This is a genomic window from Halobacterium sp. KA-4 (genome assembly GCF_021028995.1).
Taxonomy (GTDB): domain Archaea; phylum Halobacteriota; class Halobacteria; order Halobacteriales; family Halobacteriaceae; genus Halobacterium.
This window is the reverse complement of record NZ_JAJJZG010000007.1, coordinates 1-13,970: the sequence shown is the minus strand read 5'-3', so window position 1 is coordinate 13,970 and position 13,970 is coordinate 1. Positions and strand designations below refer to the sequence as shown.

Annotated in this window: 19 protein-coding genes; 9 read left to right on the top strand and 10 right to left on the bottom strand. The window is 68.3% G+C overall.

The window, feature by feature from the left end; genetic code table 11:
* Positions 1–125: 125 nt before the first annotated feature.
* Both LPA44_RS08720 and LPA44_RS08715 read left to right on the top strand, forming a co-directional pair.
* Positions 126–320 carry a cold-shock protein gene (locus LPA44_RS08720; protein WP_059057480.1) on the top strand — a complete coding sequence of 65 codons (195 nt, stop codon included), beginning with the start codon at positions 126–128 and terminating at the stop codon, positions 318–320.
* 138 nt (positions 321–458) lie between these two features.
* On the top strand, positions 459–893 hold the full coding sequence (locus LPA44_RS08715) for a universal stress protein (RefSeq protein WP_230889196.1): 435 nt from the start codon (positions 459–461) through the stop codon (positions 891–893).
* A 65-nt stretch (positions 894–958) separates the two neighbouring features.
* On the opposite strand, the gene LPA44_RS08710 is transcribed toward LPA44_RS08715, so the two are convergent.
* Positions 959–1,243: a translation initiation factor eIF-1A gene (locus LPA44_RS08710; RefSeq protein WP_330166349.1), complete on the bottom strand. Its 285-nt coding sequence runs from the start codon at positions 1,241–1,243 to the stop codon at positions 959–961.
* Positions 1,244–1,453: 210 nt separating this feature from the next.
* Here LPA44_RS08710 and LPA44_RS08705 point away from each other — a divergent pair, with 210 nt between their 5' ends.
* Entirely contained in the window at positions 1,454–2,413 is a 960-nt protein-coding gene (locus tag LPA44_RS08705; protein ID WP_230889195.1) for an AEC family transporter, read from the top strand.
* On the opposite strand, the gene LPA44_RS08700 is transcribed toward LPA44_RS08705, so the two are convergent.
* Both LPA44_RS08700 and LPA44_RS08695 read right to left on the bottom strand, forming a co-directional pair.
* Positions 2,410–2,739 carry a DMT family transporter gene (locus tag LPA44_RS08700; RefSeq protein WP_230889194.1) on the bottom strand — a complete coding sequence of 110 codons (330 nt, stop codon included), beginning with the start codon at positions 2,737–2,739 and terminating at the stop codon, positions 2,410–2,412. The two genes, LPA44_RS08705 and LPA44_RS08700, sit on opposite strands and share 4 nt — an antisense overlap.
* Before the next feature lie 52 nt (positions 2,740–2,791).
* Entirely contained in the window at positions 2,792–3,982 is a 1,191-nt protein-coding gene (locus tag LPA44_RS08695; protein WP_230889193.1) for a redox-regulated ATPase YchF, read from the bottom strand.
* A 118-nt stretch (positions 3,983–4,100) separates the two neighbouring features.
* Here LPA44_RS08695 and LPA44_RS08690 point away from each other — a divergent pair, with 118 nt between their 5' ends.
* Positions 4,101–4,475: a cupin domain-containing protein gene (locus tag LPA44_RS08690; RefSeq protein ID WP_230889192.1), complete on the top strand. Its 375-nt coding sequence runs from the start codon at positions 4,101–4,103 to the stop codon at positions 4,473–4,475.
* On the opposite strand, the gene LPA44_RS08685 is transcribed toward LPA44_RS08690, so the two are convergent.
* Positions 4,472–5,350, bottom strand: a complete 879-nt coding sequence (locus tag LPA44_RS08685) for a DUF6159 family protein (RefSeq protein WP_230889191.1) — start codon at positions 5,348–5,350, stop codon at positions 4,472–4,474. The genes LPA44_RS08690 and LPA44_RS08685 overlap by 4 nt on opposite strands.
* 117 nt (positions 5,351–5,467) lie before the next feature.
* Between LPA44_RS08685 and LPA44_RS08680 the strand changes: the two genes are divergently transcribed.
* The 4 genes from LPA44_RS08680 (at position 5,468) to LPA44_RS08665 (ending at position 9,378) form a co-directional block, all read left to right on the top strand.
* Entirely contained in the window at positions 5,468–6,286 is an 819-nt protein-coding gene (locus tag LPA44_RS08680; RefSeq protein WP_230889190.1) for a rhodanese-like domain-containing protein, read from the top strand.
* A 93-nt stretch (positions 6,287–6,379) separates the two neighbouring features.
* Positions 6,380–7,291, top strand: coding sequence for a sodium:calcium antiporter (locus tag LPA44_RS08675; protein ID WP_230889189.1), 912 nt, complete (start codon positions 6,380–6,382; stop codon positions 7,289–7,291).
* A 43-nt stretch (positions 7,292–7,334) separates the two neighbouring features.
* Positions 7,335–8,660, top strand: a complete 1,326-nt coding sequence (locus LPA44_RS08670; protein ID WP_230889188.1) for a GTPase — start codon at positions 7,335–7,337, stop codon at positions 8,658–8,660.
* A gap of 43 nt (positions 8,661–8,703) precedes the next feature.
* On the top strand, positions 8,704–9,378 hold the full coding sequence (locus LPA44_RS08665; RefSeq protein WP_230889187.1) for an SDR family oxidoreductase: 675 nt from the start codon (positions 8,704–8,706) through the stop codon (positions 9,376–9,378).
* Here LPA44_RS08665 and LPA44_RS08660 read toward each other — a convergent pair whose 3' ends face one another.
* Positions 9,379–10,062, bottom strand: coding sequence for a YqjF family protein (locus tag LPA44_RS08660; RefSeq protein WP_230889186.1), 684 nt, complete (start codon positions 10,060–10,062; stop codon positions 9,379–9,381).
* Between the two features lie 81 nt (positions 10,063–10,143).
* Between LPA44_RS08660 and LPA44_RS08655 the strand changes: the two genes are divergently transcribed.
* Positions 10,144–11,004: a ZIP family metal transporter gene (locus LPA44_RS08655; protein ID WP_230889185.1), complete on the top strand. Its 861-nt coding sequence runs from the start codon at positions 10,144–10,146 to the stop codon at positions 11,002–11,004.
* 1 nt (position 11,005) lies between these two features.
* Here LPA44_RS08655 and LPA44_RS08650 read toward each other — a convergent pair whose 3' ends face one another.
* Genes LPA44_RS08650 through LPA44_RS08630 form a run of 5 tightly spaced genes read right to left on the bottom strand, consistent with a single transcriptional unit; the run spans position 11,006 to position 13,813 of the window.
* Positions 11,006–12,499, bottom strand: a complete 1,494-nt coding sequence (locus tag LPA44_RS08650; protein WP_230889184.1) for a hypothetical protein — start codon at positions 12,497–12,499, stop codon at positions 11,006–11,008.
* Between the two features lie 60 nt (positions 12,500–12,559).
* On the bottom strand, positions 12,560–12,847 hold the full coding sequence (locus LPA44_RS08645; RefSeq protein WP_230889183.1) for an NUDIX domain-containing protein: 288 nt from the start codon (positions 12,845–12,847) through the stop codon (positions 12,560–12,562).
* Entirely contained in the window at positions 12,811–12,990 is a 180-nt protein-coding gene (locus LPA44_RS08640; RefSeq protein ID WP_230889182.1) for a hypothetical protein, read from the bottom strand. The genes LPA44_RS08645 and LPA44_RS08640 overlap by 37 nt, the downstream gene beginning before the upstream one ends.
* A gap of 44 nt (positions 12,991–13,034) precedes the next feature.
* Positions 13,035–13,349: a transcription factor S gene (locus tag LPA44_RS08635; RefSeq protein WP_230889181.1), complete on the bottom strand. Its 315-nt coding sequence runs from the start codon at positions 13,347–13,349 to the stop codon at positions 13,035–13,037.
* 8 nt (positions 13,350–13,357) lie between these two features.
* On the bottom strand, positions 13,358–13,813 hold the full coding sequence (locus LPA44_RS08630) for a hypothetical protein (protein WP_230889180.1): 456 nt from the start codon (positions 13,811–13,813) through the stop codon (positions 13,358–13,360).
* Positions 13,814–13,970: the final 157 nt, after the last annotated feature.

Genomic DNA, 13,970 nt, shown 5'->3' with positions numbered 1-13,970 from the left:
CAGGCTGCCAAAAATCAGTTGGCCGTTCGAACTGTCGAAGTCCGTACGTGCGTGTTGCGGGTCTTCGCCGCGTCGACGGCTGGATGCCAACCCTTAACCGTGTACCCGGCCTTCGTATGGTTGTAATGGCAAACGGTACGGTTGACTTCTTCAACGACACGGGCGGCTACGGTTTCATCGAGACTGAGGACGCGGACGAGGACGTGTTCTTCCACATGGAGGACGTCGGCGGCGAGGACCTCACCGAAGGCACCGAGATCGAATTCGACATCGAAGAGGCTGAGAAGGGTCCGCGCGCGACGAACGTCGTCCGGCTCTAATTCGACTCTTTCCGTCGCCTCACAGCGACACAGACACTACGTTTCTTTCGGAACTACGACACACAGCGACGGCGTCGCGGTTCTGTGCACCCGAGCGAAATCCCGGCGCCTATTACGCAGTCGGTGCTACCGGCGAGCATGTACGACCGGATTCTGGTCCCGACTGACGGCGGCGACGCCTCGCTGAAGGTGTTCGCACACGCCGCAGACATCGCCGCGCGCCGCGACGCGACCGTCCACGTGCTCTACGTGGTCGACGACCGTGCGTTCCTCACGCTCGACGACGCGATGCAGAGCGAAGCCGTCGAACAGCTTCGCGCGGAGGGTCGGGGCGCGCTCAGTGACGCGAAACAGACCTTCGAGGCCGAGGGCGTTACTGTCGAGACGGAACTGCGCCGCGGCAACCCCGGCGAGGAGATCCTCGACTACGCCGACGAGTCGGACGTCGACCTCGTCGTGATGGGGACGCGGCGCGGCGACTTCGAGAACTCGATGCTCGGTAGCGTCTCCCGGGAGGTCGTGACCTCTGCGGACGTGCCCGTGCTCACGGTGTCGCTAACCGACGAGGAGTAGCTGGCAGCGTCGCTACGACGTCGAAATACGGGAAAAGACTGCAGAACTACTTCGAAGCCGGCGATTCAGTTAATGTGGCCTTCTTCGCGGAGCTGGTCCGCGTCCTGCTCGTCGTAGCGCCACTCGATGTTGGCCTTCTCGTCCTGCCAGTCCCAAGGTTCGACGAGGACGACGTCGCCCTCGTTGATCCAGGTTCGGTATTTCATTCGGCCGGGGATGCGGCCCATCCGGTTCTCGCCGTCTTCGCACTGCACACGCACGTGATTTCCGCCGTTGTGTTCGGTCACGACGGCGAAAAGTTCGTCTTCGTCGGGCATCCGCAGGTTGCGGCGCCCAGATTCTTCGCTCACACATAGTATAGCCGTCCGAGACGTTTAAATCAACGGGAAGGAGTGGTACCACATCTCACGTGATAGCTTGCCGTACGGCCTCCCCGATGCGGTCCGGTGTCGAAATACAGAAAGGCCCTACCTGCGAGCATCGAAACAAGCCGTGCTCCCGGACTCACGTCCCGTCGCCTCGCCCGCGAACCGCTCGCGCCGCCCGGAGGCCACTCGCTAATGGTTGACTTCGCCAGCATCTTCCTCGGCGCAGTCGGCCCCATCGTCGCCATCGCGGCCGTCGGCTACGTGCTCGCGACGCTGAAGGACGTCGACCCGCAGCCGCTGAACACCGCGGTCGTCTACGTGCTCGCGCCCGCGCTCGTCTTCCACAGCCTCGCGGTCACCGAGCTGGACGCCGCCACACTCCAGTGGCTGACGGTCGGCATTGTCGCGTTTACGGTGGCGATGTGGGGCGTCGCGGAGGCGACCGGCCGCCTGCTCGGCGAGCGCGAGCCGATTCTGAGCGCGCTCGTGCTCGTCGCCATGTTCTCGAACGCCGGAAACCTCGGCGTCCCCGTTTCGGACTTCGCGTTCGGCGACGTCGGCCGCCAGACCGCGGTCGTGTTCCTCTCCGTGCAGTCCGTGCTGATGTACACGCTCGGCGTCTATGCGGCGTCCCGGAGCGGCGGCTCCGCGGGACTGGTCGGCCTCCGTCGCGTGTTCCGGCTGCCGCTCGTCTACGCCGTCGTCGCCGCGCTCGCGGCCCGCGCATTCGGCGTCGTCCCGCCCGCCAGCAACGCGGGTATGGAGTCGCTCAAACTGGTCGGCGACGCCTCGATTCCCGTTATGTTGCTCGTCCTCGGCATCCAGCTCGCGCGCACCAACACGGGCGCGGCGGTCTCCCGGACGGCACCGGCCACGGCGCTCAAGCTCGGGGTCGCGCCGCTGGTCGCGCTCGGCGTCGCGCTCGTGATACCGTTCGGGGACGCGACGGTCGCGCGCGTGTTCGTCCTCGAAGCCGCGATGCCCGCGGCAGTCACGCCGGTCATCCTCGTCGGCGAGTTCGCCGCCGGCGCGCGCTCGGAGGGCGTCTCCGTCCCCGAGTACGTCTCGACGTGCGTGCTCGTCACCACGCTGCTCGGCATCCCGGTGTTGACGGTACTCATTGCGTTCTTGCGCTCGGGTGTCGTGCTCTAGGCGTGGCCGCTGCTCGTGACCTGGAGGCCGGCGATACCGACGACGACGAGCGCGATGCAGCCCACGCGCAGCGCCGACACCGGCTCGTCGAAGAGGTAGACGCCGAGAATCGCGGTCGCGACCGCGCCAATGCCCGTCCAGACGGCGTACGCCGTCCCGACCGGAATCTGTTGGACGGCCCGCGACAACAAGTAGACGGAGACGCCCATCGCCGCCAGCGTGGCAGCCGACGGCAGCGGCTCCGTGAAGCCGTCAGTGTACGCGAGTCCGATTGCCCAGATAGTCTCGAACAGTCCGGCGACGAGCAACACCAGCCACGGCGACATGGCCGGATAGAGAGCGCTCGGGTCCCTCAACGTGTCGGACCCGGGCGAGCGCTCAGTTCGTGGTGATGATTTCGACGACGTCCCGCGGGTCGAGTTCGTGGTCGGCGGCGATTTGGCGGTTCGCGCGGCAGTCCTTGGCGTGGAGGAAGCCATCGCCGACGTCGCTGTGGACGTGGTACGCGAACTGTTCGGCGGTCGCGCCCTCCGGCAGCAGGAAGACGTCCGGGAGCACGCGGCCGTCGGTTGTCCCGAGCCCGTTCGCGGAACCCGGGAAGACGGGGACGACGCCGAGTTCGTCGAACAGCGCGGCTTCGAGGGCTTGCTGGACGCCCGTGCCGCCGAATTCGCCGAGGAACTCGCGAATCGATTCGAGGCCGGCGGCCTGCTCGTCGCCGACGTCGCCGGTAATCTTGAAGTCGTCGCTGCCGGGGCGGTAGTCGACGACGCCGTTCTCGCTGGCCTGCTTGAGCGCCTTCTCGGCGTGCGCGCTCGTCGGTACGAACGTCAGGTGGTCGTAGTCGGGGTCGTCGGTGATGGTCTCCCAGTTTTCCTGCGCTTCGGGGGTGTCCATCTTGTTCGCGGCGACGACCATCGGCTTCGTGCGCTTGCGAATCTCGCGCGCGAGTTCCATTCGGTCGTCGTCGTCCCACGTCGCGGGGTCGAGTTCGAGGCCCAGCGCGAGGATGACCTGCTTGATTTCCTCGTCGGTGGTGCGGAACGCGCTCATCTGCTCGGCGAGTTCGACTTCGAGCGCGGTCTCGCCGGCGTGCTGGCCCTCGAAGCGCTCGATGCCCTTCTCCAGGATGTCGAGGTACCACTGGTCGAGTTCGTCTTCGAGGAAGTCGATGTCCTTCCTGGGGTCGTGGCCCTCGGTGGCCTCGCCCTCCATGTCCGTCGTCCCGGAGAAGTCGACGACGTGGACGAGCACGTCGGCCTCGTTGAGGTCCGTGAGGAACTGGTTGCCGAGGCCAGCGCCCTCGTGAGCGCCGGGGATGAGCCCCGCGACGTCCACGAGTTTCGTCGGAACGAACCGCGTGCCGTCCTCGCAGTAGCCCGTCGAGGGCGTGCACGTCTCGTCGAATTCCGGTGCCGCGCAGTCCACGCGCACGTAGGCTTCGCCGACCGCCGGGTCGATCGTCGTGAACGGGTACGCGCCCTCCGGCACGTCGTTCATCGTCGCCGCGTTGAAGAACGTGGACTTCCCCACAGAGGGCTTGCCCACGAGCCCAATCCGATAACTCATTGTTAGATACAGTGGACCGCCGTACAAACGGGTTGCGTCCCCGCTGTGGTCTGTGACGGCCTCTCATACGGCTGCCGGCGTCGAACGACCTTTCGCCCCACAGCACCCACTTCCGCGCATGGAAGCTCGTTCGCTCGCCGAAGCGTTCGCGTCGTTCGAGGAGACGTGGGAGCCCCGCGTACTCGCCGAACTGAACGACCAGCACGTCAAGGTCGCGCGGCTGGACGGCGAGTTCGTCTGGCACGCCCACGAGAATGCCGACGAACTGTTCTACGTCGTCGAGGGCGACCTCACCATCGAGTACCGCGAGGACGACCACGAGGACGCGGTCCACCTCGGCCCTGGTGACCTGACGGTCGCGACCGCGGGCGTCGAACACCGCCCGGTCACCCACGAGGAGACGAAAGTCGTGCTGTTCGAGCCGGCAGGCACGACGAACACGGGCGACGCCGACGACAGCGAGCGAACTGTCGAGGAACTGGAACGGCTCTAGATGCCGCCGCGGAGCCGATCCTGGAGCGGCGACTTGGGCTGTCGGGTGCCGTCGTTCTCCCCGCCGACATCGAAGTCGACGTTCTCGAAGTAGTTCGGCGGCTGGCCTGTGGTCGCGTACTCGTAGAGTGCGACTTTCGCGATGCCGTTCAGCGTCGACGCGACGACGAACGCCACGACGAATAGCGGGAGGCCGACGGCCGCCGCCGCAGCGATGCTGCCCGAGGCTACGAAGACGACGACGGCGACGAGCAGGGCCACCAGAAAGAGCGCGGCGTGGACGAACCCGAGGCCGAACTCCGCGCCCAGCGACTCGCCCCACGTGTCCCGGACGATGTCGACGCTGCGCCCGAACACGCCGCGGATGTCCTCGTCCTCGAAGATGGCGACCGGGACGACGAAGTACGTGATGACTGCCCACGACGTACTCAGCAGCACACCCGCGATGACGCCCGCGAGGTTGTCCGACTCCTGGAGCACGCGCACGACGAGTCCGACGAGCGTGCTGACGACCGCCCACGCGAACAGCGTGCCCTTGTGCTGCCACGCCGCCCGCAAGCCCGCGCGTACGCTCGGCTCGCGGCCCTCGATGGCGTCCTTCGTCGCGAACATCAACCCCGCCGTGAACAGCACCGCGAGGAACGCCGAGCCGAAGTAACCGACCGCGAGCGCGACGTACAGGGTTGCTTCGGGCGCGTTCACGAGCACGGTCAGCGGGAGCAGGCCGACTCCGACGCCGAACGCCAACACGACGAACACGACGCCAGCGGTGCCCGCCAGCAACGGGAACCACAGCAGGTTCGGGTGGTCGCGCAGCACGTCGATGCTGTCACGCGCGAGCGTAATCCCGTTCCGGAGGCGGCGTCGCAGTCCCATGCTCGGTCGTACACCGGCGCTCGGGATGAGTGCTTCCCCGCGCCCGCAGTCGCTGCGAACGAGCGAACGGTGCGGACAGCGACAGCCCTTACTTCGGTGACGCCCACAGATACGGGTATGAACCGTCGCGCGTTCCTCGCCGCCAGTGCCGCGGGCTCGCTGGCTGCGGTCTCGGGCTGTCTCGGGCTGCTGGGCTCCTCGTCGTCGTCGGTCAACCACGTCGGCAACCTCAACGCGGAGTTCCACGCGAACACCTCGCTACCGGCCGACGAGGACCCGGCCGACGGCTACCCACCCGAGTACGGCAACCCTGACGAGCGTAACGTCGACCCGTCGTCGTTCCCGACGACGACCACGAACGGCGAGACCATCCGGCTCGCGCCCATCGAGGTGGCGCGCTACTGGCACCAGCGCGCGGACGCCCGATTCGTGGACGCCCGCGGCCTCCAGCAGTACGAGCGCGCGCACATCTACGGCGCCGTGAGCAGCCCCGCCCAGCGCGGCTCGGAGGGCGGCGGTATCAGCGGCTGGTCGAAGGATGACCGCATCGTCTGCTACTGCGGCTGCCCGCACCACCTCTCCTCGGTTCGGGCGTCCGCGCTCCAGCAGGCCGGCTTCACGAACGTCTTCGTCATCGACGAGGGGTTCGGCCCGTGGTACGAGAACGGCGAGCCGATGCGCGGCACCGACTTCAGCGCGCCCCAGGAGGCGTTCGTCGACGGCGAGGTCGACCCCCAGCACGCCGGCGACTACGCGTGGGCGACCCACGAGCCCTCGGGCCAACAGGAGGCCGCGCCCATCGCCGCCGACGGCACGTTCAGTCTCCACCTCAAATTCTACGACGTCACCGATGACACGCCGATTCACGTCCAGACACCCGCCTTCGACGTCACACGGCCGCTCGGCGACCTCACCGGCACAGTGCTGACGGGCTGACCCGGCCCCGGTTGTTTTCCCGATGCGGCGTCTCCGCCCAACCGATGCGTAGTCGCGCGTCCGAACGACACCCCGTAGCCCGCGCCCGATAGCGTGTTCGCGTCACTGCTCACGCTGCTAGCGGGCGTCACGACGCTCGTCTACGGCGGCGACCGCGTCGTCGACGGCGCGAGCGAACTCGCCCGACATGCCGGCATCTCCACGTTCTTCGTCGGCGTCACCGTCGTCTCCGTCGGGAGTTCGGTGCCCGAAATCGCGACGTCGATGTACGCCGCGGCGTACGGCTCCGGCGACCTCGTCGTCGGCCACATCGTCGGCTCCGCGACCTCCCAGATTACGCTCGGCGTGGGTATTCTCTCGCTGGCCGCGCCGCTGTCGGTCGCCCGTGAGAAGACCCGCGTCTACGGCGGTGGAATGCTCGCCGCAATGGCGGTGATGGCGGTCGCGCTCCAGTCCGGCACCATCACGCGCGTCCAGGGCGCGCTCATGGTGCTGGCGTACCTGGGTTTCCTCGCGGTGCTTGCCGAGCACGAGGACTACGCCGAACACGTCGCGGAGTCGGAGCTGACGCTCCAGCGCGCCACAGGCTACGTCCTCCTTGGGGTCGCGCTGGTGGTCGTCGGCGGCCACCTCCTCGTGACGGGCGGCCAACGGCTCGCAGTCGCCGTGGGCGTCCCGAGTTACCTCGTCGGCCTCGTCACGGGGCTAGGGACGACCGCGCCCGAAATCGCGGTGGCGCTGGTCGCCGTCCGCCGCGACCGCACCGGCATCGCGGTGGGGACGCTGCTCGGCTCGAACATCACGGACCCGCTGTTCTCGCTGGGCGTCGGCGCCGCGCTCGCGGGCGTCCACGTCACCGGCGTCGACGCCGTCCTCACCTCCGTCGGCTACATGATCGTCGCGAGCGCGCTCGTGCTCGCGGTCGTCTACACGCGCCGGCCCGTCGGCCGCGCCGGGTCGCTGGCGTGTCTCGTGCTCTACGTCCCTACCTTCCTCCTCGGGTAGTGGCGGGTAGGCTTACAGTGGTGGCGTGGCGACGCTATAGTATATGCGACGAGTCGTCATCGTGGGTGCCCTCGGCCGTGACTTCCACGACTTCCTGACCGTCTTCCGCGACAGCCGCGACCACCGCGTCGTCGCGTTCACCGCCGCGCCAAGTCAGAACCTCGGTGAGACGGGCGACCACCACGCCACGTTCCCCGCGGCACTCGCTGGCCCAGACCACCCCGACGGCATCCCCATCGTCCCCGAACCCGAACTCGAAGCCGTCGTTGACGAGTACGCCGCCGACGAGGTCGTCTTCTCCTACTCCGACGTCTCCCACGAGAAGGTGATGCACGTCGCCTCACGGGCGCTGGCGGCCGGCGCGGACTTCCGCGTCGTCGGCCCCGACGAGATGCAACTCGACGCCGACGTGCCCGTGCTCGCGGTGGACGCGGTACGCACGGGCTGCGGGAAGAGCCAGGTGTCGCGGGCGCTCACCGCCGAACTCGAATCCCGTGGATACGACGTCGCCGTCGTCCGCGAGCCGATGCCGTACGGCGACCTCACCGAGAAGCGCGTCGAGCGCTTCGCCGACGAGTCCGACCTCGCCGACCTCACCATCGAGGAACGCGAGGAGTACGAACAGCACGTCCAGCGCGGGCACGTCGTCTACGCGGGCGTCGACTACGCCGAAATCGTCGAGCGCGCGAGCGCGGAAGCCGACGTCATCGTATGGGACGGCGGGAACAACGAACTTCCGTTCGTCCGCCCGGACCTCCACGTCGTGCTCGCGGACCCGCTGCGCGCCGGCGACGAACTGACCTCCCACCCCGGGGAGGCGAATCTCCGGGACGCGGACGTCGTGGTCGTGAACAAGGAGAACAGCGCCAGCGAGGACCAGATTCGGACCGTCGTGGAGAACGTTCGCGAGGTAAACCCAGACGCCGAGATTCTCCACGCGGACTCCGTCGTGACCGTCGACGACCCCGACGCCGTCCGCGGGAAGGACGCGCTCGTGGTCGAAGATGGACCGTCGCTCACGCACGGCGGCACCGACTACGGCGCCGGCACGGTCGCCGCCGAGCGCTACGACGCCACGCGCCTCGACCCGCGCGAGGAAGCCGTCGGCTCCATCGCGGACACTCTGGAGAAGTACGACCACCTCGACCGGCTGCTGCCCGCGATGGGGTACACCGACGAGCAGATAGCGGACCTCGAAGCCACCATCCGGAACGTGGACCCCGAGGTCGTCGTCGCGGGGACGCCGCACTCGCTGTCGGAGTACGTCGACGTGGACGCGCCAATCGTGCAGGTCGACTACCACGTGGAGTTCCACGACACCACGGTTGCGGACTTCGTCGACGCGCACGCCGACGACATCGGCCTCTGAGCCATCCGGGAGATTTACCCCCGGTGGCGTCGTCGCTGTCGCCATGACGACCACGGTAGCGGTGACTGGTGCGACCGGCGGCCTCGGCGAAGCGGTCGCGCGGGCGTTCGCCGACGAGGGGGCAACGGTCGTGCTCGGCGGCCGGGACCGACAAGCGCTCGATGCACTGGCCGACGAGCTCGGTGGCGAGTTCCTGCGGGCGGACGTGCGCGACGAGTACGAACTCGAACGCCTCATGGAGCGCGCGTCGAAGGCCGGCGACGCCTCCGGTATCGACGTGGTTGCGCCCTGCGCGGCCGTCTACCACGGGTCGGCGGGCGAGACGCCGCTCCTCGAGGAGTCCTACAGCGCGTTCGACGACACGATGCGGACGAACGCCCGCGGCGTGTTCGCGGCCGTTCGCGAGGCGCTCCCGCACATGGACGAGACCGGGCGGGTAGTCGTTCCGACCGGGAGCGTCGCCCGCGACACAGAGCCTGGGTTCGGCGCGTACGCCGTCTCGAAGGCCGCCGTCGAGGGCGTCGCGCGCCAGTTCGCGGCGGACTGCGAGCAGGCCGTCGGCTGCGTAGATCCTGGCGCCGTCGACACTGCGCTCCACGGGGAGGGGGGCCGCGACCCCGCGGAAGTCGCGGGGTTGTTCACGTGGGCGGTATCGGAGCCCGAGCGCCTCGACGGCGCGGTGCTGGACCTCGCGGACTGGCAGGCATCGAGCGAGTAGTCAGACGACGCGCACGCGCTCGGCGGTGACGTCGACGCCCGGGCTGTAGAGGAGGTGTGGGACGGATTCGGGCTGTTCGAAGCCGTTCGCGGCGAAGAGGTCGTTCGTGCGGAACGTCGCGTCGGCGTGCGCGAGCCGCCACGGGTCGTGGGCGACTTCGCCGCAGAACACCCGCTTGCGGCCGGCCGCGTAGAAGCGGTAGCGCTCCAGCAGGAACGCTTCGAGGGTGCCGGGACTCGCCGTCTCGGGCTCGCCGACCGGTCCGTAGGTCGCGTCGAACTCCAGGTCCGGGACGCCGGAGTGCGTGCGGTGGCTCTGGAACTCGACTGCGCCGTCTTCCTGGGTGACGTTCATCTTCGCGCGGTAGTACGGCAGCCGGAACAGGGTGCGCGCGAGCGCGACGCCGAGCCGGTCGTTCGCGTCGAGGTTGAAGAAGTAGATGCCAGGGCCGGCGTCGCCGGTGACGTACGTGCGGAGGTTCAGTTCGCCGAACGTCCGGCCGATGGACGCGGGAATGCCGAACGGCCGGACGTCCTTCATCACGAACGGGACCGCGGACAGCCACGCACGGCCGTCGAACGTGTCCACCTCGACACCGTCGGGGAGTCTTCTGGCGACGACTTCGGGGTCGACCGGCCAACTCGCGACCAACACGTCCCGCCACTCCATTGAGACGACGTCCATACTCGAAGTACGCAACCTGGGGTCTTCGGCGTGCCGGCCAACCGACACAGTATTAACTCTCCGGGAGAATTTAATAACTGAATGTCTGTCACGCAGTCCGTCGCGACGATCCGGGCGCGCACCTCGCGCCTCGGCGTCGTCAGTCTCGTCGCGTTCCTCGCGCTGTCCGCCTACGTCTTCAGCACGGGCGAAGCGCGGAAACTCCTCGGCATCGCGTGGGTCGCGTTCGCCGCGATGGCCGGCGCCGCCGCAATCGGCGCACGCGCCAGCACCGAACACCCAACAGGCCTCGTCTGGGGGTACGGCCTCGCCAGCGGCGCGATGGTCGCCAGCTCCGCCGCGTTCCTCGTCCCGCAGGCCATCGGCTACGCTCCCAAACCCGGCGGCTTCGGCATCGCCGCCGGCATCCTCGTCGGCTTCGGCGCACACACCATCGGCCACCTCGTCACACACCGCGACCTCCCGCTGGACCGCACGTCCGCCGAGTTGGCCGCGCACTCGCTGACCGCCGGCTCCATCATCGGCATCGTCTACACCGCGATGCCCGACCTCGGCCCGCTACTCGGGCTCGCCATCGTCTCCCACAAAGGCCCCGCGGGCTACGCCGCCGCGCGCCGGCTCACCGCGCAGGGCCGCTCCCCGATGATGCTGCTACTCCCATCCGCCGGCGTCGGCATCGCCGCGCTCGCGGTCACTATCCTCTCATTCCCAACGGACGCCACCTTCCGCGCCGTCATCTTCGGGTTCGCCGCCGGCATCTTCCTCCACGTCGCGATGGACTTCCTCCCCGAGTGCGAGACCGGCAGCGAAGTCCACGCCGCCGCCACCCGCGGCCTCGACGACCACGACCACGGCGTCCTCGACCAGCTCCGCCTCCACGCCGTCGCCTCCACCGCGCTCGGCGGCATCGCGGTCGCGACCGCGTGGCTGCTGCTGCAGTGACTCACTCTTCTGGTTCGCCGCGCGTGACCTCATACGCTTGCCCGCGGAACGTGAACCGCCGCGTGTCGGCATCGTAGCCAAGCGCGCCATCCACCGCATGCTCGTCCGTTCGCACCACCACGCGCTCGACGTCGTCTGTCGCTGCCGCGAGCGCGTTCCGTAGTCCGCTTCCCGCTCGGGCGAACCCGCCGTCGCCCATCACTCGTTCGGCGATGACGCGCTCGTCGGCGTCCACCACGCGCGTCAGCGTGAACGACGCGTCCGGCGGACGCTCGCCGTCGCCGTACCGCCCGGTCACCACCACCGCCGTGTCACCATCCACCTCAACGGTCGCATCCTCGGTCGGGGTGATGGTCACGGGATCGCCAACGAGTTCCACAAGCGCCGCGCTTTGGTCCTCGGGGTGGCCGTAGCCCGCGACGACGGCGTACTCGCCGCCACCGAGATAGCCCCGCGTCAGCCCGTCCCGGCAGCCACCTCCGCTCACCTCGCACGGCACGGCGTCGCCGTTGAACGCGCGTAGCGCCCACGACTCCCGGCTGCCCGGCGCGAGCTGCCGGCAGTCCGACGTATGCCCCATCGGCGCGACGTGGAACCACTCGCCGTCCACGAGCTTGTGGAGGTTCCAGTGCCCGCAGCCTACCGACTCGTGGCTGTGGTTCACCACCTCGAACGCTACGCGAGCGTCAAGTTCGACGCGCTCGCTGGCCGGTTGGACGAACACTTCTGTTGATTCGGCAGCGTCGTGGAACCACTGTACTGTCGCGTCTTCGGCGAGCGCCGGGACCGACCGGCCGTCGAACCGCGACGCCGCGTCCGGCCCTGGACTAGTCGTGTCCCAGACGGCGACCCGCGCGTCGCCGTCCCGGCCGCGGAACTCGTAGGTACCCGTTGGTCGCCCGTCCATCCCCGGCTCGCCGACGAGCACGTACTCCAGTTCGACGCGCTCGCCCGCCTCCATCGGCTCTGTCTCGGTCATCCATGGTCCAAGGTCTTCGACGCGCCAGTAGCCGGACTCGTCGCGCACCACCTCCGGCACCGTCTCCGCGAGATCGTTGTTCCCCGTCGGCGCGAAGTGCAGGCGGGCCCCATGGTCGTAGCCGCTCGGCTGTCGACCGTGCACTCGTCCGACGGCAGGAATCCACTCCACGTCAACCGGGTTCGCGTAGTCGCCCCGGTTTTCCAGCCACCCCCGCAAGCGCGCGGGGTGGTCGGCCGTTGCCGTGCGGTCGAACCACAGCGCCACCTCCACCTCGTCGTCGGTGCGCTGGCGCGTCGGCGCGAACGCGTACGTCCGCGGTCCCGTCTCTAACTCGACGATGCTCGCGTACGCCTCGGGCTCGCCCGAGGGCACGTCGCCGGCGCTCGTCGACGTTACAGGTCTAGTCGTCTGCGGGTCATCGACGGTCGTTCCGGTGCCATCGCCCGACGACGCACACCCCGCGAGGGCTGCGGTGGTCGCCGCCAGCGACGACAGGAGGGCTCGGCGTCGCATACTCAGACCTCCAGCGCCGGCAGTAAAGCCCTTCTGTGGACTCACACAGCGACTGAACCGTCAGTCCGCTCTGGTGGCCGCGACGCGCTTGGCAAACTCGACAACGTACTCGGGTACGTTCTCGTTTCCTTCGAAGTGCTCGTACGGCAGCCAGAACGCGCGCTCGACCTCGTCGGTGGCGTACACCCGTGGCTCGCCAGCGACGTACTCGCCGCGCGTCACCACGTTCAAGCACTGCGTCCCCTCGTCGGCGACGAACGTGTTACTGCAGACGTACTCGATGTCCCCGACCTCAATGCCGACCTCTTCGCTTACCTCCCGCCGGGCCGTGTTCTCGATGGCATCCAACCTTGTTCCTGTTCGACTTTCCCGCCCGGGAACGCGACAGTTCCCGGTGCGTGCTCCTCCTCGCTGCCGCGCTCGATGACGAGGTACTCGTCGTCTCTCACCACGGCGCAGTCCACGTTCACGACGTACGCGAACTCGTTCATATGCTCGCGTCACCCCAGTCGAGCGTGAACGTTTCGGAGGTGTGCTAGGCGTACTCGCGCCACCGACTCCCGCACTCCTTACATTTGAAGAAGCGCGTCGGCGGCTCGTCGGCGGCGCCAGTCTGCTTGATGGTGTACCACGCCTCGTCGTGGCCACAGTCCGGACAGATTTCCTCGGCCGTGGGTTTCCCCTCGAAGTTGGCCTCCTCGCTCGTCTCGATGACGTCGCTGGTGTCCTGAGCGGCGGTCGTGACGAACTCGCCGCTGTCGCCGGCGGGCTCGGTGTTCCCACAACCGGAACACACCCGCTCGTCGTCCTGCTTGTGCATCATCGACCCGCACTCGTCGCAGAACTGCATGTCTCGAGCTAGGGCTCGTCCGCGGAAAAATCACTCGCCTCGCTCTCCTCGCGGGCCGCGACCACCGGACAATTCACGACGCGGAAGTGGTCGGTGTCGACCTCCGCCTCGATAGTCGTCCCCTCGTGCGTGCACGCCGTCTCCGGCGGGTCCGAGAAATGCTCGCAGCCCTGGCAGAGCCGTTTCTCGACGACGCGTACGTCGCGGTCGAGTTCCCCGCTGGCCCCGGCTTCGACACCCGCCGACTCCGCGACGCCCACCGCGTCCGCGACCGGCTCGTCCGCGGACTCCGAGAGTTGCTCCCAGACCTCTTCCTCGTCGACGCTGCCGACGTCGACGTCCGTGAACAGCTCCTCGAACTCGTCGTCCGTCTCTGCTTCGCGGCTTCGCTCGACGTCCTCGCGGAGGTCCGCTAGCGGCTCCCGCTCCTCGTGTTCGTCGTCGCCGTCGTGTTCGTCACTCATCGCGCTCACCCTTCGGCTGGTCCTCGTCGAAGTCGTCCACGACCTCGGAGAGTTCGTCGCCCTCGACGCGCTCCGGGTCGACGACTTCCGGCCCCTCGTCGGCATCCTCGTCACCCTCGGCCATCGCTTCGAGCGTCTCGCCGTCGGTACCGAGCCA